Source organism: Kribbella aluminosa (assembly GCF_017876295.1).
Lineage (GTDB): Bacteria > Actinomycetota > Actinomycetes > Propionibacteriales > Kribbellaceae > Kribbella > Kribbella aluminosa.
In genome coordinates, this window is record NZ_JAGINT010000002.1 from 184,059 (window position 1) to 203,015 (window position 18,957).

Here is an 18,957-nt window from a genome sequence, read left to right on the forward strand (position 1 = left end):
TTTTGCCGGGTGGAATGGGCAGATGAGTACAGTCCCCTCCATCACTCTGGACAACGGCGTCGAGATCCCGCAGCTGGGCCTGGGGGTCTGGCAGGTCGAGGACGCGATCGTCACCGACGTGGTGACGACGGCGTTCGAGACCGGCTACCGGCACATCGACACCGCCGCGATCTACGGCAACGAGGCCGGCGTCGGCAGGGCGATCGCCGCGTCCGGCATCCCCCGTGACGAGCTGTTCGTCACCACCAAGGTGTGGAACTCCGAGCAGGGCTACGACAGCACGCTGAAGGCCTTCGACAGCAGCCTCGGGAGGCTCGGCCTGGAGACCGTCGACCTGTACCTGATCCACTGGCAGTCACTGCAGCGGGACCTGTACGTCGACACCTGGAAGGCGCTCGAGCAGCTGTACGCCGACAAGCGCGTCCGCGCGATCGGCGTCTCGAACTTCCACGAGCCGGCGCTCCGGCGGATCTTCGAGGAGACCACGATCCGTCCGGCGGTGAACCAGATCGAGCTGCACCCGGCGCTGCCGCAGGACGAGCTGCGCGCGTTCAACGCCGAGAACGACATCGTCACCGAGGCGTGGAGCCCGCTGGCGTCCGGCGAACTGCTCGGCAACGCGGCACTGACGGCGATCGGCGCGAAGTACGGCAAGTCGCCGGCCCAGGTGATGATCCGCTGGCACCTGCAGCTCGGCAACGTGGTGATCCCGAAGACCGTCACGCCGAGCCGGATCCGGGAGAACTTCGAGGTCTTCGACTTCGCGCTCGACAACGACGACATGGCCGCGATCGCGGACCTGGAGACCGGCGTCCGCACCGGCGGCGACCCGGACGTCTTCGGCTGAGCCAGTTCCATTCGGCTAAACCAGTTCCAGAAAGCGCGCCAGTACGGGCGAGCGGTTGTCCGGCGACCAGGCTACGGAGAGTTGCCACAGTGGCAGGTCGTCGGACAACTCGCGGTACACCACGGCGTCCGGGTTCGACGGCGGTGTCGGGCCGATCAGCAGCGAGATGCCGAGCCCGGCCGCGACCAGCGACACGATCGTCTGTACGTCGGCCGCCTCCTGCTCGATCCGCGGCGTGAACCCGGCCGCGCGGCAGAGCCCGACGATCGTGTCGTACACCGCCGGCCCACTCGACCGCGTGTAGAACACGAACGACTCGTCCGCGAGCTCCGCCAGCCGGAGCCGTTTCCGCCGCGCCAGCCGGTGCCGGGCGGGCAAGGTCACCACGAGCCGGTCCTCGGCGACCACCCGCGACGTCAGCTTCGGCGCGAGCTGTACGACGGCACTGCCGCCGGCCGGCGTACTCGGCCGCATCAGCCCGACGTCGATCCGCCCGTCGCGCAACGCCTCCGTCTGCCGGAGTGTCGTCCACGCCTCCAGATCCAGCACGACCTCGGGGTACGCCCGGCGGAACGCGCCGAGCAGCCGCGGCAGTATTTCGAACGTCGCCGACTGCACGAACCGCAGCCGCAACGTCCCGAGCTCACCGCGCTGCGTCCGCAGCGCCGCCCGCACCGCCTCCTCGGACCGGCGCAACAGCTCCCGCGCCTCCGCGAGGAACGTCTCCCCCGCGGCCGTCAGCACGAACCGGCGCTTCACCCGCGCGAACAGCTCGACGCCCAGATCGTGTTCCAGGGCGGCGATCTGACGGCTGAGCGACGGCTGGGTGAGGTGCAGCCGGACCGCCGCGCGCCCGACGTTCAGCTCCTCGGCCACCGTCACGAACGACCTGAGCTGCCGCAGTTCCATGGACCACATCATGCACCAGAAGCATCAACTCTGCGCACAACTTTCATTGGACGTATCAACGGTCTGATTTCTACTGTCGAAGGCATGCAATACATCCCGTTCTCGGTCATCAAGTCGATCCACGAACAGACCCACTCCGCGATGCCGGACGCCCCGCTGCGTCCCCACGTCCCGAAACGCAACCCGATCCGCGACGCCGTCATCCGGTGGCGCGAACGCCGTACGCCGCCCCGCGAACTGGTGTGCCAAGCTGAGGACCGTGATCGAGGTACGACGCCTGCGGGTGTTGCGCGCGCTTGCTGACCACGGCACCGTGACCGCGGCCGCCGAGGTGCTGCACCTGACACCCTCGGCGGTCTCGCAGCAACTGGCGGCCCTGGAGACCGAGGTCGGCCAGGAACTGCTCGAACGCCGCGGCCGCAGGGTGTCGATCACCTCCGCCGGCCGCCTGCTGCTCGCTCACGCGGACACCATCCTCGCCGAGGTCGAACGCGCCGAGGACGCGATGCGGCTGCATGCGAACGGCGCGAACGGCGAGGTCCGCGTGACGGCTTTCGCGACCGCGATCAGCTTGCTGGTCGCGCCGGCACTGACCCGGCTCCGCGAAACCAGCCCCGGCCTCAGCCTCGTCGTCCGGGACGCCGAAGGCCATCAGGGCATCACCCAACTGCTCGACGGCGACGCTGACCTGGCAATCGCCGTCGAACACCGCGGCTCCCCCCGCCCCGACGACCGCCGACTCACCCGCATCCCCCTGTACGCCGAACCCTTCGTCGCCGTCCTCTCTCCGACCCACCCCCTGATCGGCGGGGGCGGCGGGGAGGGTGCGATCGAGCTGGCGGCGCTTGCGAACGACGACTGGGTGATGCCCGCCCCGGGCAACCCGATCCGCGACGTCGTCCTGCTCGCCTGCGAACAGGCGGGCTTCCAGCCCCGGATCGTCCACCAGTCCGACGACTTCCGCGCCGTCGCCGCGCTGGTCGCGGCCGGCGGCGGCGTCTCCCTGGTCCCCCGGCTCGCCGTACCCGACCCGACCCTCGCCCTGATCCGCCCGCTCCCCGACCCGGCTCCCACCCGCCGCGTGTACGCCGCCGTCCGCACCAGCCGCGCCGACCACCCACTGATCACGGCGACCCTCGCCGTCCTCACCGAGGTCGCCGAGAAGCTCTAGTTCGAGATCACCGCGGTCCTCCGGACCAGGGCCGCATCGTCGATCGCGTTGAGCATGTACGTCGCGACGTCCGCGCGGGTGATCGTGAAGCCGCCCCGGACGGTCCCTTCGGTGCTACTGCGGAAGGTCCCTTTCGCAGAGCCGTTCGTCAACCGCGGCGGGCAGACGATCGTCCAGTCGAGTGGGCTCGCGCCGATCAGTTCCTCCATCCCGCGGGCGTCCGCGAACGACTCCCGGAGCAGCCGCTGGATGAGCGGTTTCACGACGTACTTCGTGACCGGGCCGTCGTTGCCCGTGTGGATGCCGGCCACGCTCACCACGACGTACCGACGAACGCCGCTGTCCTCCATCGCCTGCAGGGTGCTCCGGGCGCTCGACGTCAGGACGTCGCTCGGCCCCTTCGGGCGCGGGCCCAGTGCGGACAGTACGGCGTCGTGGCCGGCGAGGACCGGGGCGATCGACGTCGGGTCCAGCACGTCGGCGGTCACCACCTCGACCAGGCCGCCGGAGACGCCGGCGCGGGCCGCGACCAGGCGGAGCTCCGGGAGCGGCACCTGCAGGGTCGAGCCCTCGCGGACGACGGCCGTGACCGTGTGCCCGGCCGCTACGGCCTGGCACACCAGCTCGGTCCCGATCCGCCCGGATGCCCCGAACACCACCAGCTTCATCGTCATTCCTCCAGGTTAGTAAACACTCACTCACCATGGTTAGTGAACACTCACCAACCTGTCAAGGTAGGGTGCGGACATGGGGACCCGAGACGAGATCCTGGACGCGGCCGCGGACGTGCTGCGGACGCAGGGGTACGCGCGAGCCACGACCCGGTCGATCGCGCAGGTCGCCGGGTACTCCGAGGCCGCGCTCTACAAGCACTTCGCGGACAAGTCCGCGATCCTGCTCGCGGTCCTGCACGAACGGATGCCGCAGCTGCCCGGTTCGCTGAAGGAGCTGATCGGCAACCCCGGCAGCGGGACGGTGCGCGGCAACCTGACCCGGCTGGCCCGGATCGCGATCGACTTCTACGTCGAGGGCTTCCCGATCCTGGTCTCGCTGTTCTCGTCCCGCGAGTTGCTGACCGCGCACCGGCTCCGCCTGCAGGAGCTGAACGCCGGCCCGCACCGCGCGCAGGAGGGCCTGATCCTTTACCTGCGCGAGGAGCAGAAGCTCGGGCGGATCCGGCGTGCCGCCGATGTGCCGGCCGCGGCGGCGTTGCTGTTCGGGGCGTGCTTCCAGCGTGGGTTCGAGGTGAACTACACCGGGGCGACACCGTCGGACGCGGAGACCGGCAAGTACGCGGCGGCGCTCACCAAGACGCTGTACGAATCGCTACGGCCGGCGGCGGCCGTCAAGTCCGACGGTTGACACCCGCGCGATCAGCGCCCGCGGCGTGAACCGCGCGGCGGCCGCGATCAGCTTGTACCGACGGCTCGGGATCGAGATCGGCTTGCCGCGCATCAGGTCCTTCCAGGCCGCGTCGACCAGCTCGGTCGCGTCCAGCCACATGAACGACGGGATGACCGACTTGTCCATCGCCATCCGCTCGTGGAACTCCGTGTGCACGAACCCCGGGCACAACGCCATCACGGCGACACCCTTGGCGTGCAGCCCGGTCGCCAGCCCGGCGGAGAAGGTCGTCACCCAGGACTTGTGCGCGCTGTAGATGTTCCGCTGCAGGAAGCCGGCGACCGAGGACACGTTGATCACCGCGCCCGAACCACGTTCGATCATCGGGAGCACGGCGGCGTGCGTGAGCCGCAGGACGACCCGGACCAGCAGGTCGAGCTGCTTCTCCTCGACGTCGACCGGGTTCTCCCAGAAGGGCTTCTTCTGCCCGAAGCCGGCGTTGTTCACGAGCACTTCGATCGGCCCGGTCCGGAAGCGTGCCTCGACCCGGGCCAGGTCGTCCGCGTCGGTCAGGTCCGCGGCGAGCACCTCGCACTCGACACCGTGCAGCCGCACGATCTCGGCCGCGACGTCCTTCAGCCGCGCCTCGTCGCGGGAAACCAGCACGAGGTCGTACCCCTCGACCGCCAGCTTCTCCGCGAACGCCCGACCGATCCCGGTCGCCGGCCCGGTCACGAGCGCAGTCGGCATGCTCCAACCCTCCGTCGATGACGCACCCAGTGTGTCACCTACATTGGCAGGGTGCTGGCGGACATCGACACCTGGGTTCTGGATCTCGACAACACCCTCTACCCGGCCGGATCGGCGCTCGCCGTGCAGCTCACGGACGGCATCCTGTCGACGATCGCCGAGTACTACGGGACCGACGTCCCCGGCGCCCGGCGGATCCAGTCCGAGCTGGTCGCGGAGTACGGCACGTCGCTGCGCGGCGCGATGCTCACCGGCACGATCGACCCGCACGAGTTCCTCGGCTTCGAGCGCCGGATGGACTACTCGGTGATCGGCCCTGACCCGGCGCTGGCCGGCGTACTGGAGGAGTTGCCGGGGCGGCGGTACGTGTACACGAACGGGTCGGCGTACCACGCGGAGCAGGTGCTCACCCGGCTCGGGCTGACCGAGCACATCGACGGCGTGTTCGACATCCTCGCCGGCGAGCTGATCCCGAAGCCGTACGCCGAGAGCCTGGACGCGTTCCTCGCCCGGTTCGGGGTCGACCCGGCGCGGTCGGCGATGTTCGACGACCTCGAGGTGAACCTCGCGCTGCCGCACGAGCGTGGGATGACGACCGTCTGGGTGACCGCCGGTACGCCGTACGAGCAGCTGGCCGAGCGCCGCTGGCGGGCCGCTGACCTGCCGAGCTTCCTTCGAGCAAACGTCTGATGAATCGCTCGAATGCCGGAGGCCGGCAGGCGGAAGGAGGGCAAAGGTGACCAGGAGTGGTCTGAGGACTTACGCTTCGGGAGGAGGTGAGGGGATGGCGGCTACGGACAAGGCGCTGGCCGGGTTGCGGCAGATGATCGCGTCCGGGGAGCTCGGGCCGGGGGCGAAGTTCCCGCCGGAGCCGGAGTTGTGCGACCACCTGGGGGTGTCCCGGAGCTCGTTGCGGGAGGCGGTCCGGTCGCTCGGTGCGCTCGGCGTGATCGAGTCCCGGCACGGCTCGGGGACGTACGTCTCGGCACTCGACCCGGCGGCGATCATCAGCCGGTTCTCGCTGTCGGTCGAGCTGATCCCGCTCGAGGGCGTCCTCGAACTGCTCGAGGTACGCCGGGTGCTCGAGTCACACGCCACCGCGACCGCGGCCGCCCGCCAGGATCTGGACCTTGCCGAGCAGCTCGGCAAGGTCCTCGACCGGCTGGAGTCGACCACCGACGCGACCGAGATCCAGCACCTGGACGCCGAGTTCCACGGCCTGATCTGCATCGCCGGCGGCAATCCGACCGTCACCGCGCTCACCGAGGTGATCCGCGGCCGCGGCGGGCACTACCGGATCTTCGAGCCGGGCGCCGACTTCGACGCGATCAAGCGGACCAGCGACCGCGGCCACCGCGCGATCCTGTCCGCGATCCTGACCCGCGACCCGGCCGCCGCCGCGACCGCCGCGTCCGCGCACATCGCCCAGACCGAGGTCTGGCTGCGCGCTCTGCGTCCAGAGCCGCGGCCGGCCCTGCCATGACCCATCCACCCGCGACCGGACCCGCCCTGAACTGGGCCCTTCGGCCCGCGACAGCCGCCGACCTCGAACCGCTCGTCGAGCTCCGCGCCGTCGTGATGCGTCCCGACCTGGAACGCCTCGGGCGGTACGACGCACACCGGGTCCGGCAACGCCTCCGCGACTCGTTCTCCCCGGCGCACACCCAGATCATCGAGGTCGACACCGGATTCGCGGGCTCGATCACGGTTCGCCCGGCAACTGCCGCGCGATGGCTCGAGCACTTCTACCTGAACCCACGCCATCAGGGCCGGGGCCTCGGCACCGCGGTCCTGGGAACCGTGCTCGCCACCGCCGATGCGGATCAGGCGACCGTCAGGCTGAACGTCCTGCAAGGAAGCCCAGCCCGCAACCTCTACGAACGGCACGGCTTCGTAGTCGACAGTGAAGACCCAGTGGACGTCTTCATGATCCGGAAATTTCTCTAAGCTGTCGAGATCTTGCACTGAAAGCGTCGCCTGAATAACCTCCAGACACTTCGTCCGGGAGGGGATCCGCCAATGTCCCGTTCACACGTGATCACACTCGCGCTGCTCGGCGCCCTACTCACAGCTCAACCAGCCGCGGCGCAGCCGGCCCCGCGGATCACCCGCGCCGGGCTCGATCCCGCGCTCGTCACCGGCCGCGGCGCCGACGTACCGTTCGTCGAACAGGAGGCGGAGAACGCCACCTTTACCGGCGTGAAGATCGGCCCGGGGCGGGACGCGTACACGCTGCCGGCCGAGGCTTCCGGGCGGACCGCCGTACGGCTGCAGCCCACGCAGTACGTCGAGTTCACGCTGACCCGCCCAGCGAATGCGTTCACCCTTCGGTACAGCATCCCGGACGCGCCGGCCGGTGGTGGCATCACCGCGCCACTGGACATGACGGTCGACGGCAAGCACAAGCGCACGATGACCCTGACGTCGCAGTACGCCTGGCTCTACGGCATGTATCCGTTCTCGAACGATCCGAACGTCGACCCGACCCCGGGCTGGTGGAAGCCCGAACCCGATCCGGTCGCCAAGCCGTTCCGTCCGAACCACTTCTACGACGAACAGCGCGTGCTGCTGGACCGGACGCACCAGGCAGGCGACAAGGTGCGGTTCGCCGTACCGCGGAGCACGACCGCGGCCTGGACCGTCCTCGACGTCGCGGACTTCGAGCTGGTGCAGGCGCCGTCGAAGCAGCCGGCGCGTTCGCTCGACGTCCGGCTGTTCGGCGCCGACCCGACCGGACGGCGGGACGCGGCGCCCGCGATCGAACGCACGATCGCCGCCGCGAAGGAGCTCGGCCGGTCGGTGTTCATCCCGGCCGGCACGTTCCAGGTGAACCGGCACATCGTCGTCGACCAGGTGACGATCCGCGGCGCCGGCAACTGGTGGACGATCATCAAGGGCAAGGTGCTGCCGCTGCCCCAACCGGCGCCGGACAAGTCCACGCACAGCGCGCCCGGCTTCTACGGCCGGTACGCCGCCGACGGCGGGAGTACCGGCGTACACCTGTCGGACTTCGCGATCGAGAGCGACGTCCGCGAGCGCATCGACACCGACCAGGTGAACGGGATCGGCGGCGCGATCGGCGGCGGCTCGACGATCGAGAACCTGTACCTGCACCACACCAAGGTCGGGATCTGGCTGGACGGTCCGATGGACGGCCTGCTGATCAAGAACAACGTGATCACCGATGCGGTGGCCGACGGCATCAACCTGCACCTCGGGGTGTCGAACGTCCGGGCGACCGGCAACTTCGTCCGGAACAGCGGCGACGACGGGCTGGCGATGTGGTCGGAGTCCAACGCCGGCGGCCTGGTCAACCACGACAACGTCTACGACCACAACACCGTGCAGACGCCGGTGCTGGCCAACGACATCGCGATCTACGGCGGCCGCGACAACGCGGTCACCGACAACCTGGTCGCGGACCCGATCCGCGAGGGCAGCACGCTGCACGCCGGGTCCCGGTTCAACGCGACACCGTTCGAGGGGACGCTGACGTTCGCCCGCAACACCACGGTCCGCGGGACCTGAACTGGGACATCGGCCTCGGCGCGATCTGGCTGTACGCGTTGCAGTCCTCGATGTCCGGGCGGATCGAGATCACCGACAGCTCGTTCCTGGACTCGACGTACAACGCGATGATGTTCGTCGTCGACTGGCCGGTGAAGGACGACTACGCGATCACGAATGTTGCCGTCCGCAACATCAAGGTCGACGGCACCGGGACCAACGTCGTGAACGCGCGGGTCGGCGGCTGGGCGACGTTCGAGAACGTCGACGCGCGCAACGTCGGAGCGCCGTTCGTGAACAACTGCGGCACGTTCCACTTCAACGGCCCGCCCGAGTTCGAGGTCCGCGACCTGGGCGGCAACGACGGCGGCTGGACCGGCGCATCGTGGTGCGAGGACCGGCCCGCCGTCGTACCGCCACCGCCGCCATCACCCTGGAACTGAGGATCTCCAGGCCATCACAATCAGCCGATCCCGGCGCGCTCGGGCTCAGCTCCGTCCGCGACGGCCGATTGTGATGGCCTGGCGGTCCGGAACGCGAGCGCCAGCACGACCGCGCCGGTAAGCACGAACCCGGCGGCGACCCCGGCCGCGACATGCATCGCGTGCACGAAAGTGTCGTTCGCGGTCTGCACCAGGTCCGGCCGGTGCAGGAGCGCGGCCGCGTGCCGGGTCGCTTCGGCCGACGTACCGATGGCGTCGCTGTTCGGCAGACCGGTCAGCGACGGGGCGATCCGGTGCTGGTACGTCGACGACACGACGGTCCCGAGTACGGCGACCCCGAGCACGCTGCCCACCTGGCGGAGGGCGTTGCTGACCGCGGAGCCGGCACCGATCCGGTCCATCGGGAGGGTGGCCATCACGGCCGCGGTGGTCGGCGCGACGGTCATCCCGATCGCGAGCCCGGCCAGTCCGCCGATGATCCCGATGACGATCAGCGAGGTGTTCACGTCGTACAGCAGGTTGGCGGCGAAGCACAGCGCGAGGGCGAGGATCGCCGGGCCGGAGACCTTCGCGACACCGAGGCGCGCGGCCAGGCGGGCGCCGAGCGGGGCACCGACGATCACGCCGACCGCACTGGGTAGCGACATCAGCCCGGCATGCAGCGCGCTCATCCCGCGGGCGCCCTGGAGGTAGAACGCGAGGTAGAAGCTCTGCCCGGTCAGGGTGAGGAAGACCGCGGCGAGCGAGAAGTTGCCGGCCGCGAACCGGCGGTTGCCGAACAGCCGCGGGTCGAAGCTCGGCTCGTGCTCACGCCATTCCGAGAACAGGAACCCGGCGAGCAGGACCAGACCGGCCGCGATACTCGCCCACACCTGCCAGCGGTCCCAGCCGCCCTGGTGACCGCCTTCGATCAGGCCGTACGACAGGCCGAGCAGGCCGAGGGTGGACAGGCTGAGGCCGAGCGGGTCGAGCCGGCGGCGCTGCGGGCTGCGCGGGTTCGGGAGTACGACGGCCGCGCCGATCAGGCCGAACGCGACGATCGGCAGGTTGATGGTGAAGACCGAGCCCCACCAGAAGTGGTCGATCAGCAGCCCGCCGAGCACCGGGCCGACGGCGACGCCGACGCCCGCGGAGGAGGACCAGATCGCGATCGCGCCGGCCCGGCGTTCCGGTGGGAACGTCCAGCCGATGATCGCCATCGACGTCGGCATGATCAGCGCGCCGCCGAGGCCCATCGTGGCTCGGGCCAGGATCAGGCCGACCGGATCGGTCGCCCAGGCGGCCCAGGCGGATGCGGCGCCGAAGACGAGCAGGCCGGTCATCAGCACGGTGCGATGGCCGTACCGGTCGCCGAGGGCGCCGGCCAGGAAGAGTGCGGTGGCGAACAGCAGCGAGTAGATCCCGACCGCCCACTGGAGCTGGCCGGGCGTGGCGCCGAGTCCGTCGACGGGGTCGGCGAGGCGTTCGAGGGCGATGCCGAGGACGGTCGAGTCGATCCAGATCAGTACGGCCGAGACGACCAGGATGGCGAGAATGCGGCGTTGCCGCGAAGGGTCGATGGTGGACACGAAGTCTCCTATAATTGACAGGACCCTGACGAGGTTTCCGATCATCCTCGATTGACAGGAACCTGTCAATCTACTTGGGGACGTCTGGGGACTCCGCGTAGTAGGCGCAGAGTCCCCAGACGTCCCCTTGGGCAGAATGTGGTGTATGGACCCCAACGACGAGACCGGGTGTGTGACGTTTCTGGTGCGGCACGCCTGGCTGAGCATGCGGACGGCGTTGGCGGCCGCGCTGGCCGAGCACGAGCTGTCGGTGCAGCAGTACGGGACGCTGCTCTGCGTGCGGGAGGCCCCGGGCCTCACGGTCGCCGAGGTCGGGCGGGTGGTCGGCACGACGCGGCAGTCCGCGAACGAGCTGATCACCGGGATGGAGCGCGCCGGGCTCGTCGAGCGGCGCCCGAACCCGAACGACCGGCGTACCCAGCAGGTGCACCTCACCGCGGGCGGCGAACGCCGGCTGGCCGACGCGGCGCCGGCGATCCGCAAGGTCGAGAACGAACTCGAGGCCGCCTTCAGCAAGACCGACCGCGCCACCGCGCGCGCCTGGCTTGCACACATGGTCACCGCAGTCGAGGGTTGAGGGATGCGCGCACACGCTGAGCGGTTGGACGGGCTGGGTACGACGATCTTCGCGGAGATGTCCGCGCTGGCGGTGGCGACCGGGTCGGTGAACCTCGGCCAGGGGTTCCCGGACCAGGACGGGCCGGACTCGTTGCTGGAGGGCGCGATCGCGGCGATCCGCTCCGGTGCGAACCAGTACCCGCCGGGTCGCGGCATCCCCGCGCTCCGGCAGGCGATCGTCGACCACCAGCAGCGGTTCTACGGGCTCGCGTACGACCCCGGCACGCAGGTCCTGGTCACCACCGGCGCCACCGAGGCGATCGCGGCCGCACTGCTCGCGTACGTCGAGCCCGGCGACGAGGTGATCGCGCTCGAGCCGTACTACGACTCGTACGCGGCCGGGATCGCGTTCGCCGGCGGCCGCCGGGTACCGGTCACGTTGCGCGCCCCGTCGTACCGGCTGGATCTCGACGAGCTGCGCGCCGCGGTCACGCCACGGACGAAGGTGCTGCTGATCAACTCACCGCACAACCCGACCGGCACCGTCCTCACCGACGAGGAACTGCGCGGGATCTGCGCGGTCGCCCTCGAGCACGACCTGGTCGTGATCACGGACGAGGTCTACGAACACCTGGTGTACGACGGCACGCACCGGCCGCTGGCGTCGTACGACGGGATGGCCGACCGGACCGTGTCGATCAGCAGCGCCGGGAAGACGTTCGCGGTCACCGGGTGGAAGATCGGGTGGGTCACCGGTTCGCCCGAGGTGGTGACCGCGGTGAACACCGCGAAGCAGTTCCTGACCTACGTCTCCGGCGCCCCGTTTCAGCCCGCCGTCGCCGATGCGCTTGCCCTCGGCAACGACTACTACGACGGCCTGCGCGCCGGCCTGCGGTCCCGCCGCGACCTGCTCGCCGACGGCCTCGGCGAGTTCGGCTTCGAGGTCCACCGCCCGGCTGCCACGTACTTCATCACCACCGACATCCGCCCGCTCGGCTACACCGACGGCATCGACTTCTGCCGCCAGCTCCCCGAACGCGCCGGCGTCGTGGCCATCCCCCACCAGGTCTTCTACGACAACACCGAAGCCGGCAAACCCCTGGTCCGCTGGGCCTTCTGCAAACGCCCCGAAGTCCTCCAGGAAGCCCTCATCCGCCTGCAGAAGCTCTAGCGCTGGAACCAGAGTTTGGTGGGGCGCTGCAGCATCAGGATCAGCAAGGTGACGTGGATGGCCAGCCCGAGCAGGCTCGCGGGCAGGGCCATCAGGCCGCCGGCGATGCCCATCGCGGCGACCGCGATCAGCACGTACCGCGCCCACGCGTACCGCTTGCGGAGGTAGATCGCCGGGACCAGGTAGATGAACGCGCAGACCAGCGCCGCCGCGACCGCGACCGGGGTGTTGTCTCGGGAGCCGGTGAGCACTTCGGAGATCGGACCGCCCGCGGAGGTCAGCGTGAGGACGGCGAGCAACAGGCACATCGCGCCCAGCCCGGCGGACATGACCGCGGCGATCGTCACCTGTTTCGGCCGGACGGCCGGGCGGTAGCTGTACGAGTCCGGAACGCTACCGAACAACCCGCTGTACGGCCCCGGTTCGTCACCGCGTTGCCCTGTCATCGACCTTCCTTCCACGACCCCCGTGTCCCTCGATCCTCCCAGATCACCCAAGCCGGACCGATTCCTTTCCCGGCTGTGCCCGGTCTACACAGACAACGAGAGGAGAATCATGCGCAAGATCATCGCTTCGACGCTGATGACGCTCGACGGTGTGGTGGAGGATCCGGGAGGTTTCGGCGGTACGTCGTTCGGCGGCTGGGCGCAGCCGTACTTCGGAGAGGAGGCGGTCCGGCGGTCCATCGAGAAGCTGGCGTCGTGCGACTACTTCCTGTGCGGGCGCCGTACCTATGAGATGTTCGCGGCCGCCTGGGGTGCCGCGGACGGGCCGTACGCCGACCGGCTCCGCGAGCTGCCCAAACTTGTTGCCTCCAGCACCTTGACCGGCGAGCTGACCTGGAACGCGACGCTCCTGGAGGGCGACGCGATCGCGGCGCTCAAGCGGATCAAGGAGGAGGAGGACGGTGGCGACATCATGATGTACGGCAACCCGGCGCTGCTGCACACCCTGCTGGAGAACGGCCTGGTCGACCAGCTGGACATCATGCTGCACCCGATCGTGCTCGGCACCGGGACGAAGCTGTCCGGACCACGCACCGAGCTTAAGCTGGTCCAGCAGGACACCCTGCCGTCGGGTGTCATCGCGCTCGGCTACGAAGCCGTATAGACGGAAGGGGCCCGGCAGAACCGGGCCCCTCCAGTCATCGTGCGGCGGACACGTCCAGCGCGTCCTTGGACTCGTTGAGCGTCACCCGGACGGTCTCGCCGTCGCGGATCGAGCCGTCCAGCAGGCCGCGGGCGAGCTCGTCGCCGATCGCGGACTGCACCAGCCGGCGCAGCGGACGGGCGCCGTACACCGGGTCGTACCCGGTCATCGCCAGCCACTCCATCGCGCCTTCGTCGACGTCCAGGGTGATCCGCCGGTCGGCGAGCCGCTTCTGCAGCGAGTCGATCTGCAGCCCGACGATCTGCGTCAGCTCCTCGCTGCCGAGCGCGTCGAACAGCACGATCTCGTCCAGCCGGTTGATGAACTCCGGCTTGAACGACTGCCGCACCACCGCCATCACCTGGTCGCGCTTGACCTTGTCGTCCAGCGACATGTCGGCCAGGTACGCCGAACCCAGGTTGCTGGTCAGGATCAGGATCACGTTCCGGAAGTCGACCGTACGACCCTGGCCGTCGGTCAGCCGGCCGTCGTCCAGCACCTGCAGGAGGATGTCGAAGACCTCGGGGTGCGCCTTCTCCACCTCGTCCAGCAGGATCACCGAGTACGGACGGCGCCGCACTGCCTCGGTGAGCTGGCCGCCCTCCTCGTACCCGACGTACCCGGGCGGGGCGCCGACCAGCCGCGCGACGCTGTGCTTCTCGCCGTACTCCGACATGTCGATCCGGACCATCGCCCGCTCGTCGTCGAACAGGAAGTCCGCGAGCGCCTTCGCCAGCTCGGTCTTGCCCACACCGGTCGGGCCGAGGAACAGGAACGATCCGGTCGGCCGGTCCGGGTCGGAGATGCCGGCCCGAGCCCGCCGTACGGCGTCACTCACGGCCTTGACCGCCTCGCGCTGACCGATCAGCCGGTGCGCGAGCTCGTCCTCCATCCGGAGCAGCTTGCCGGTCTCGCCCTCGAGCAGCCGGCCGGTCGGGATGCCGGTCCACATCGCGATCACCTCGGCGATCTCGGTCGGGCCGACCTCCTCGTTCACCATCGCTTCGGGGCCTTCGGCAACCTCTTCCTCGGCGTCGGCCTCCTCGAGCTCCTTGGTGAGTTGCGGGATCTCGCCGTACAGGATCCGGGCCGCGGTCTCCAGGTCGCCGTCGCGCTGGGCACGCTCGGCCTGGCCGCGCAGCTCGTCGATCCGCTCCTTGATCTCACCGACCCGGTTCAGGCCGGACTTCTCCCGCTCCCAGCGGGCCTCGAGCGCGCGCAGCTCCTCCTCGCGGTCCGCGAGGTCGGCGCGCAGCCGCTCCAGCCGCTCCTGGGACGAGGCGTCGTCCTCGCGGGACAACGCGAGCTCCTCCATCTTCAGCCGGTCGACGGTACGCCGCAGCGAGTCGATCTCGACCGGGGACGAGTCGATCTCCATCCGCAGCCGGGACGCGGCCTCGTCGACCAGGTCGATCGCCTTGTCGGGCAGCTGCCGGCCGGTGATGTACCGGTTGGACAGCGTCGCCGCAGCGACCAGCGCCGAGTCGGAGATCGCGACCTTGTGGTGCGCCTCGTAGCGCTCCTTCAGGCCGCGCAGGATCGCGATCGAGTCCTCGACCGACGGCTCACCGACGAACACCTGCTGGAAACGGCGCTCCAGCGCGGGGTCCTTCTCGATCCGCGTCCGGTACTCGTCGAGCGTGGTGGCACCGATCATCCGCAGCTCGCCGCGGGCCAGCATCGGCTTCAGCATGTTCCCGGCGTCCATCGCGCCCTCGCCGGACGCACCGGCGCCGACGACCGTGTGCAGCTCGTCGATGAACGTGATGATCTGACCGTCGGACTCCTTGATCTCGGTCAGCACCGCCTTCAGCCGCTCCTCGAACTCACCGCGGTACTTCGCACCAGCGACCATCGCGCCGAGGTCGAGGCTGATCAGCCGGCGACCGCGCAGCGACTCGGGTACGTCGCCCGCGATGATCCGCTGGGCCAGCCCCTCGACGACGGCGGTCTTGCCGACGCCGGGCTCACCGATCAGCACCGGGTTGTTCTTGGTACGGCGGGACAGCACCTGGACGACGCGCCGGATCTCGGTGTCCCGGCCGATCACCGGGTCGAGCTTGCCGTCCTTGGCGCGCTCGGTCAGGTCGACGCCGTACTTCTCCAGGCTCTTGGTGGTGCCCTCGGCCTCCGGAGAGGTGATCCGCCGGTTGCCGCGCATCTCGCCGAACGCGGTCAGCAGGGCGTCCGCCGTCACACCGAGCGCACTCTGCGCAGCGCCCTCGACGGCCGCGAGCGCGATCAGCAGGTGCTCGGTGGATACGTATTCATCGCCTAGCCCGAGCGCCCGCTGCTCCGCCTGGTTCAGCACGTCGCCGGTCTTCGGCGACAGGCTCGGCGCCTGCACGCTGCCGCCGCTCGCCTTCGGCAGCCGGCTCAGCTGCTCGGCGGTCTTCCGGCGGACCGCGTCGGGGTCGCCACCGGCCGCCTCGAGCAGGCCGATCGTCGTACCCTCGGGCTGCGCGAGCAGCGCGGACAGCAGGTGAATCGGTTCCACGGTCGGGTTGCCCGCCGCGGACGTCTGACGGATCGCGACCGACAGGGTTTCCCGGGCCAGCGTCGTCAACCGTTGAACGTCCATCTAGTTCCAGCCTTTCGTTTCCAGCGACAAAACGGTCACTAGACACAACTTATCCAAACTTGAGTCCATTCCACTCAACTCTGGAAAATCTCAGGGCCGAACCAGGGTTCTCAGCCGCGGCCGGCGGTCACCAGGCCGGCGTTGTAGGCGAGGATGACGGCCTGGACGCGGTCCCGGGTACCGGTCTTGGCGAGCATCCGGCTGACGTGCGTCTTCACCGTGTGGTCGGTCAGGTGCAGGTCAGCGGCGATCTCGGCGTTCGAGTTGCCCTTGGCAACCAGGACCAGGATCTCCCGCTCCCGCGCGGTCAGTACGTCGAGTTTCGCGACCTGCTCCGGGCCGACATGGTTCTCGGCGAAGCGGTCGATCAGCCGCCGGGTCACCGGTGGCGCGAGCAGCGCGTCGCCGGACTGCTGATCGCCCGCCGGCTGGCCGCGGTCTGCATTTCGACGCGGTCTTCGTGACCGGGCTGCCGTGGTGGCTGCCGTTCGCGCACGACCAGGAGTTCCACTACAACGCCGTACAGTCCGTGATCGCGAACGCGTACCTGCTCTGCGCCGTCGGGCTGATCGGTCAGGCGCGGAAGTCGGAGGCGCGGATGCGGTACACCTGGAGATTGAGGTCGTAGTACTTGTCGGTCTCGCCGACCCACTCCATGCCGAGGCGTTTCGCGGTCGCGATCGCGCGCTTGTTGTGCGGCCGGGCGACGGCGAACAGCTCGTCCACCTCGCCGCCGCTGAACGCCCAGCGCAGCAGCCCCCGGCTCGCCTCGGTCGCGTACCCGTGACCCCAGGCGCTCGGCCGGAGCTGCCAGCCGATCTCCAGATCCTCCTCGTACGGCGGGAGCAACCGGATCAGCAGCGCGCCGACGACCTCACCGTCGTCCTTGCGGGCGACCGCCCAGCGGCCGGCCGGGACCACGAAGTTCGGCTGGGCCTCGATCCAGGAGTGCAGGATCAAACGCATGGTTGTGGCGTCCGGCACCTTCTCGATGGCCGGTGACAGCCAGGGCGCCACGTCGGCGGAGCCGTAGATCTCCAGCGCGGCGTCGGCGTCGTCTTCCTCCCAGTCCCGGATCACGAGCCGGTCCGTCTCCAGCTTCAGGGTCACCTGGCCAGGGTATGCGGTCGGCCGCAGCAGACAACAGAAACGACGGGTGAACGAGAGAACCGCAGGGCGGTCCTGGAACGGACCACCCTGCGGTGGCCGAAGGGCGCCGGGGGGTGGCGCACCTTCGACTTGCGGAGGCGTCGAGGGGGAACGACGACCTCCACCGGGTCCGGAGACGCCGAGGGGTGGGTTTCGGAACGTCTCCGGTGGCTTTGTTGTGCGGGGGATCAGCGCGGGCCGAGTTCCAGAGGCTGGGTGCGGATCCACCGGGTGGTCGTCTGCTGCCGGCCCATGGCGATCACGTCGCCCGCGGGGCCGGCGGAGAAGACCCGGCTGGCGGCGGGACGTCGCGAGACGCCGACACCGCGCTGGACCTCTGCCAGTAGCTGGTTGACCCGCTTGCGCAGGTCCTCCACTTCGGACTGTAGCGCGAGAACGTGCCGAATTCCCGCGAGGTTGACGCCTTCCTCCTGACTGAGGTGCTGCACGTACCTCAGCCTGGCCACGTCGTACGCCGAATACCGCCGGCCGCGGCCGGACGCCCGGCTCGGCACCACCAGGCCGAGCCGGTCGTACTGGCGCAACGTCTGCGGGTGCATGCCGGCCAGCTGGGCCGCCACCGAGATCACGTAGATCGGGGTGCGGTCGTCCCAGGTCGGCACCTGGCTGAACGGGATGCCCATCACGAGCTCCCGAACAACCCGGCCCGCAGATCAGGATGGTCGGACGCGGAGTTGAACTCCTGCAGCTTTTCCTTCTGCTCGTCGGTCAACTCGTGCGGCACCTGCACCTCGAGGGTGAGCATCAGGTCGCCCTTCGTCCCGTCCCGGCGTACCGAACCCTTACCGCGGACGCGCAGCTTGCTGCCGTTCGCCGTACCGGCCGGGATCCGGACCGTGACCGGGAGGCCGTCCAGCGTCGGGACCTTGATCTCCGCGCCCAGCGCCGCCTCGGTGAAACTCACCGGGACGTTCAGGGTCAGGTGCTCACCCTGCCGGCCGAAGATCCGGTGCGCCTTGACGTGCACTGTCACGTACAGGTCGCCCGCCGGGCCGCCGCGCTCGCCGGCCGCACCCTTGCCCTTCAGCCGGATCCGCTGACCGTCCTGCACGCCCGCCGGGATGCGGACCTGCATGGTCTTGCTCGACTGCCCGCGGCCGGAGCCGTGGCAGGTCTCGCACGGCTGGTCGACGACCAGACCGCGGCCCTTGCACTCGGTGCACGGCTCGGTCATCGCGAACACGCCGCCCTGCACCGAGGTCTGCATGCCGGTGCCCTCGCACTTCAGGCAGACCTTCGGCACCGTGCCGTACTTCGCTCCGGTCCCCCGGCAGGTCGGGCACGGCTCGTCGCTGGTCATCCGGAGCCCGACCGTGACACCGTTCACGGCCTCGGCGAACTCGATCGTCGCCTCGGTCTCGATGTCCTGGCCGCGCCGCGGACGGGCCGTCGTGGTGGTCGTGGTCCGGCCACCACCGCCGAACATGCCGCCCAGGATGTCGCCCAGCCCGCCGCCGGTGCTCTGCCCGCCGCCACGGTTGAACAGGTCGCCGACGTTGAAGTCGAACCCCCCGCCCTGACCGCTACCACTCGGCATCCGGAAGCCACCGCTGCCGAACAGCCGGCGGGCCTCGTCGTACTCCTTGCGCTTCTTCGGGTCCCCGACCACGTCGTACGCCTCGGAGACCTCCTTGAACTTGGCCTCCGCCTTGGTGTCCCCGGCGTTCGAGTCCGGGTGGTACTGCCGCGCCAGCTTGCGGTAGGCCTTCTTGATCTCGTCGGGCTCGGCGGTCTTGGAGACGCCGAGAACCTTGTAGAAGTCCTTCTCGATCCAGTCCTTCGTGCTCAT

23 protein-coding genes are annotated in these 18,957 nt (G+C 69.5%); 13 read left to right on the forward strand and 10 right to left on the reverse strand.

Annotated features, from left to right (window positions below):
• Nucleotides 1-22 precede the first annotated feature (22 nt).
• Nucleotides 23-847 carry an aldo/keto reductase gene (locus JOF29_RS22170; RefSeq protein WP_209696408.1) on the forward strand — a complete coding sequence of 275 codons (825 nt, stop codon included), beginning with the start codon at nucleotides 23-25 and terminating at the stop codon, nucleotides 845-847.
• Between the two features lie 15 nt (nucleotides 848-862).
• Here JOF29_RS22170 and JOF29_RS22175 read toward each other — a convergent pair whose 3' ends face one another.
• The gene (locus JOF29_RS22175) at nucleotides 863-1,756 is read right to left on the reverse strand and encodes a LysR family transcriptional regulator (RefSeq protein ID WP_209696409.1); all 894 of its coding nucleotides are present in this window, start codon (nucleotides 1,754-1,756) and stop codon (nucleotides 863-865) included.
• Between the two features lie 84 nt (nucleotides 1,757-1,840).
• On the opposite strand from JOF29_RS22175, the gene JOF29_RS22180 reads away from it, so the two are divergent.
• Both JOF29_RS22180 and JOF29_RS22185 read left to right on the forward strand, forming a co-directional pair.
• Complete coding sequence (locus tag JOF29_RS22180) at nucleotides 1,841-2,059, forward strand: hypothetical protein (protein ID WP_209696410.1); 219 nt, start codon at nucleotides 1,841-1,843, stop codon at nucleotides 2,057-2,059.
• The gene (locus JOF29_RS22185) at nucleotides 2,016-2,927 is read left to right on the forward strand and encodes a LysR family transcriptional regulator (protein ID WP_209696411.1); all 912 of its coding nucleotides are present in this window, start codon (nucleotides 2,016-2,018) and stop codon (nucleotides 2,925-2,927) included. The genes JOF29_RS22180 and JOF29_RS22185 overlap by 44 nt, the downstream gene beginning before the upstream one ends.
• Here the strand turns inward: JOF29_RS22185 and JOF29_RS22190 are convergent.
• Entirely contained in the window at nucleotides 2,924-3,601 is a 678-nt protein-coding gene (locus tag JOF29_RS22190) for an NAD(P)-dependent oxidoreductase (RefSeq protein WP_209696412.1), read from the reverse strand. The genes JOF29_RS22185 and JOF29_RS22190 overlap by 4 nt on opposite strands.
• Nucleotides 3,602-3,674: 73 nt before the next feature.
• On the opposite strand from JOF29_RS22190, the gene JOF29_RS22195 reads away from it, so the two are divergent.
• Nucleotides 3,675-4,289 carry a TetR/AcrR family transcriptional regulator gene (locus tag JOF29_RS22195; protein ID WP_209696413.1) on the forward strand — a complete coding sequence of 205 codons (615 nt, stop codon included), beginning with the start codon at nucleotides 3,675-3,677 and terminating at the stop codon, nucleotides 4,287-4,289.
• Here the strand turns inward: JOF29_RS22195 and JOF29_RS22200 are convergent.
• Complete coding sequence (locus JOF29_RS22200; protein WP_209696414.1) at nucleotides 4,254-5,021, reverse strand: SDR family NAD(P)-dependent oxidoreductase; 768 nt, start codon at nucleotides 5,019-5,021, stop codon at nucleotides 4,254-4,256. The two genes, JOF29_RS22195 and JOF29_RS22200, sit on opposite strands and share 36 nt — an antisense overlap.
• 51 nt (nucleotides 5,022-5,072) lie before the next feature.
• On the opposite strand from JOF29_RS22200, the gene JOF29_RS22205 reads away from it, so the two are divergent.
• From JOF29_RS22205 to JOF29_RS43440, 5 genes are all read left to right on the forward strand, one after another.
• Nucleotides 5,073-5,711, forward strand: coding sequence for an HAD-IA family hydrolase (locus tag JOF29_RS22205; protein WP_209696415.1), 639 nt, complete (start codon nucleotides 5,073-5,075; stop codon nucleotides 5,709-5,711).
• Between the two features lie 94 nt (nucleotides 5,712-5,805).
• Complete coding sequence (locus JOF29_RS22210; protein WP_209696416.1) at nucleotides 5,806-6,504, forward strand: FadR/GntR family transcriptional regulator; 699 nt, start codon at nucleotides 5,806-5,808, stop codon at nucleotides 6,502-6,504.
• Entirely contained in the window at nucleotides 6,501-6,968 is a 468-nt protein-coding gene (locus tag JOF29_RS22215) for a GNAT family N-acetyltransferase (RefSeq protein ID WP_209696417.1), read from the forward strand. Before JOF29_RS22210 ends, JOF29_RS22215 begins: the two co-directional genes overlap by 4 nt.
• A gap of 72 nt (nucleotides 6,969-7,040) precedes the next feature.
• Nucleotides 7,041-8,549, forward strand: a complete 1,509-nt coding sequence (locus JOF29_RS22220) for a glycosyl hydrolase family 28-related protein (protein WP_245359369.1) — start codon at nucleotides 7,041-7,043, stop codon at nucleotides 8,547-8,549.
• A gap of 50 nt (nucleotides 8,550-8,599) precedes the next feature.
• Nucleotides 8,600-8,971, forward strand: a complete 372-nt coding sequence (locus JOF29_RS43440) for a hypothetical protein (RefSeq protein ID WP_245359370.1) — start codon at nucleotides 8,600-8,602, stop codon at nucleotides 8,969-8,971.
• Nucleotides 8,972-8,991: 20 nt separating this feature from the next.
• Here the strand turns inward: JOF29_RS43440 and JOF29_RS22225 are convergent, their stop codons facing one another.
• Nucleotides 8,992-10,539: an MFS transporter gene (locus tag JOF29_RS22225; protein WP_209696418.1), complete on the reverse strand. Its 1,548-nt coding sequence runs from the start codon at nucleotides 10,537-10,539 to the stop codon at nucleotides 8,992-8,994.
• 145 nt (nucleotides 10,540-10,684) lie between these two features.
• Between JOF29_RS22225 and JOF29_RS22230 the strand changes: the two genes are divergently transcribed.
• Nucleotides 10,685-11,116, forward strand: coding sequence for a MarR family winged helix-turn-helix transcriptional regulator (locus JOF29_RS22230; RefSeq protein WP_209696419.1), 432 nt, complete (start codon nucleotides 10,685-10,687; stop codon nucleotides 11,114-11,116).
• A gap of 3 nt (nucleotides 11,117-11,119) precedes the next feature.
• Entirely contained in the window at nucleotides 11,120-12,268 is a 1,149-nt protein-coding gene (locus JOF29_RS22235) for a pyridoxal phosphate-dependent aminotransferase (RefSeq protein ID WP_209696420.1), read from the forward strand.
• Here the strand turns inward: JOF29_RS22235 and JOF29_RS22240 are convergent.
• On the reverse strand, nucleotides 12,265-12,714 hold the full coding sequence (locus JOF29_RS22240; protein WP_209696421.1) for a hypothetical protein: 450 nt from the start codon (nucleotides 12,712-12,714) through the stop codon (nucleotides 12,265-12,267). The genes JOF29_RS22235 and JOF29_RS22240 overlap by 4 nt on opposite strands.
• 109 nt (nucleotides 12,715-12,823) lie before the next feature.
• Here JOF29_RS22240 and JOF29_RS22245 point away from each other — a divergent pair, with 109 nt between their 5' ends.
• Entirely contained in the window at nucleotides 12,824-13,378 is a 555-nt protein-coding gene (locus tag JOF29_RS22245; protein ID WP_209696422.1) for a dihydrofolate reductase family protein, read from the forward strand.
• A 34-nt stretch (nucleotides 13,379-13,412) separates the two neighbouring features.
• On the opposite strand, the gene clpB is transcribed toward JOF29_RS22245, so the two are convergent.
• Both clpB and JOF29_RS43445 read right to left on the reverse strand, forming a co-directional pair.
• A complete protein-coding gene (gene clpB, locus JOF29_RS22250; RefSeq protein WP_209696423.1) occupies nucleotides 13,413-15,998 on the reverse strand; it encodes an ATP-dependent chaperone ClpB in 2,586 nt (861 codons plus the stop codon).
• Between the two features lie 110 nt (nucleotides 15,999-16,108).
• Nucleotides 16,109-16,381, reverse strand: coding sequence for a response regulator transcription factor (locus JOF29_RS43445; RefSeq protein ID WP_307863600.1), 273 nt, complete (start codon nucleotides 16,379-16,381; stop codon nucleotides 16,109-16,111).
• A gap of 2 nt (nucleotides 16,382-16,383) precedes the next feature.
• Here JOF29_RS43445 and JOF29_RS43450 point away from each other — a divergent pair, with 2 nt between their 5' ends.
• Complete coding sequence (locus JOF29_RS43450; RefSeq protein WP_245359372.1) at nucleotides 16,384-16,626, forward strand: hypothetical protein; 243 nt, start codon at nucleotides 16,384-16,386, stop codon at nucleotides 16,624-16,626.
• Here JOF29_RS43450 and JOF29_RS22260 read toward each other — a convergent pair.
• The 3 genes from JOF29_RS22260 to dnaJ form a co-directional block, all read right to left on the reverse strand.
• Nucleotides 16,572-17,108: a GNAT family N-acetyltransferase gene (locus JOF29_RS22260; protein WP_209696424.1), complete on the reverse strand. Its 537-nt coding sequence runs from the start codon at nucleotides 17,106-17,108 to the stop codon at nucleotides 16,572-16,574. The genes JOF29_RS43450 and JOF29_RS22260 overlap by 55 nt on opposite strands.
• Before the next feature lie 227 nt (nucleotides 17,109-17,335).
• A complete protein-coding gene (locus JOF29_RS22265; RefSeq protein ID WP_209696425.1) occupies nucleotides 17,336-17,791 on the reverse strand; it encodes a heat shock protein transcriptional repressor HspR in 456 nt (151 codons plus the stop codon).
• Nucleotides 17,791-18,957: a molecular chaperone DnaJ gene (gene dnaJ / locus JOF29_RS22270; RefSeq protein ID WP_209696426.1), complete on the reverse strand. Its 1,167-nt coding sequence runs from the start codon at nucleotides 18,955-18,957 to the stop codon at nucleotides 17,791-17,793. Before dnaJ ends, JOF29_RS22265 begins: the two co-directional genes overlap by 1 nt.

Bases quoted from the DNA above. Each gene is read 5' to 3' on its own strand.
- JOF29_RS22240 (WP_209696421.1), bottom strand. From the start codon at position 12,714: ATGACAGGGCAACGCGGTGACGAACCGGGGCCGTACAGCGGGTTGTTC.
- JOF29_RS22195 (WP_209696413.1), top strand. From the start codon at position 3,675: ATGGGGACCCGAGACGAGATCCTGGACGCGGCCGCGGACGTGCTGCGG.
- JOF29_RS22235 (WP_209696420.1), top strand. From the start codon at position 11,120: ATGCGCGCACACGCTGAGCGGTTGGACGGGCTGGGTACGACGATCTTC.
- JOF29_RS22170 (WP_209696408.1), top strand. From the start codon at position 23: ATGAGTACAGTCCCCTCCATCACTCTGGACAACGGCGTCGAGATCCCG.
- JOF29_RS22220 (WP_245359369.1), top strand. From the start codon at position 7,041: ATGTCCCGTTCACACGTGATCACACTCGCGCTGCTCGGCGCCCTACTC.
- clpB (WP_209696423.1), bottom strand. From the start codon at position 15,998: ATGGACGTTCAACGGTTGACGACGCTGGCCCGGGAAACCCTGTCGGTC.
- JOF29_RS22215 (WP_209696417.1), top strand. From the start codon at position 6,501: ATGACCCATCCACCCGCGACCGGACCCGCCCTGAACTGGGCCCTTCGG.
- JOF29_RS43440 (WP_245359370.1), top strand. From the start codon at position 8,600: ATGTCCGGGCGGATCGAGATCACCGACAGCTCGTTCCTGGACTCGACG.
- JOF29_RS22265 (WP_209696425.1), bottom strand. From the start codon at position 17,791: ATGGGCATCCCGTTCAGCCAGGTGCCGACCTGGGACGACCGCACCCCG.
- dnaJ (WP_209696426.1), bottom strand. From the start codon at position 18,957: ATGAGCACGAAGGACTGGATCGAGAAGGACTTCTACAAGGTTCTCGGC.
- JOF29_RS22190 (WP_209696412.1), bottom strand. From the start codon at position 3,601: ATGACGATGAAGCTGGTGGTGTTCGGGGCATCCGGGCGGATCGGGACC.
- JOF29_RS22200 (WP_209696414.1), bottom strand. From the start codon at position 5,021: ATGCCGACTGCGCTCGTGACCGGGCCGGCGACCGGGATCGGTCGGGCG.
- JOF29_RS22245 (WP_209696422.1), top strand. From the start codon at position 12,824: ATGCGCAAGATCATCGCTTCGACGCTGATGACGCTCGACGGTGTGGTG.
- JOF29_RS22230 (WP_209696419.1), top strand. From the start codon at position 10,685: ATGGACCCCAACGACGAGACCGGGTGTGTGACGTTTCTGGTGCGGCAC.
- JOF29_RS22180 (WP_209696410.1), top strand. From the start codon at position 1,841: ATGCAATACATCCCGTTCTCGGTCATCAAGTCGATCCACGAACAGACC.
- JOF29_RS22175 (WP_209696409.1), bottom strand. From the start codon at position 1,756: ATGGAACTGCGGCAGCTCAGGTCGTTCGTGACGGTGGCCGAGGAGCTG.
- JOF29_RS22210 (WP_209696416.1), top strand. From the start codon at position 5,806: ATGGCGGCTACGGACAAGGCGCTGGCCGGGTTGCGGCAGATGATCGCG.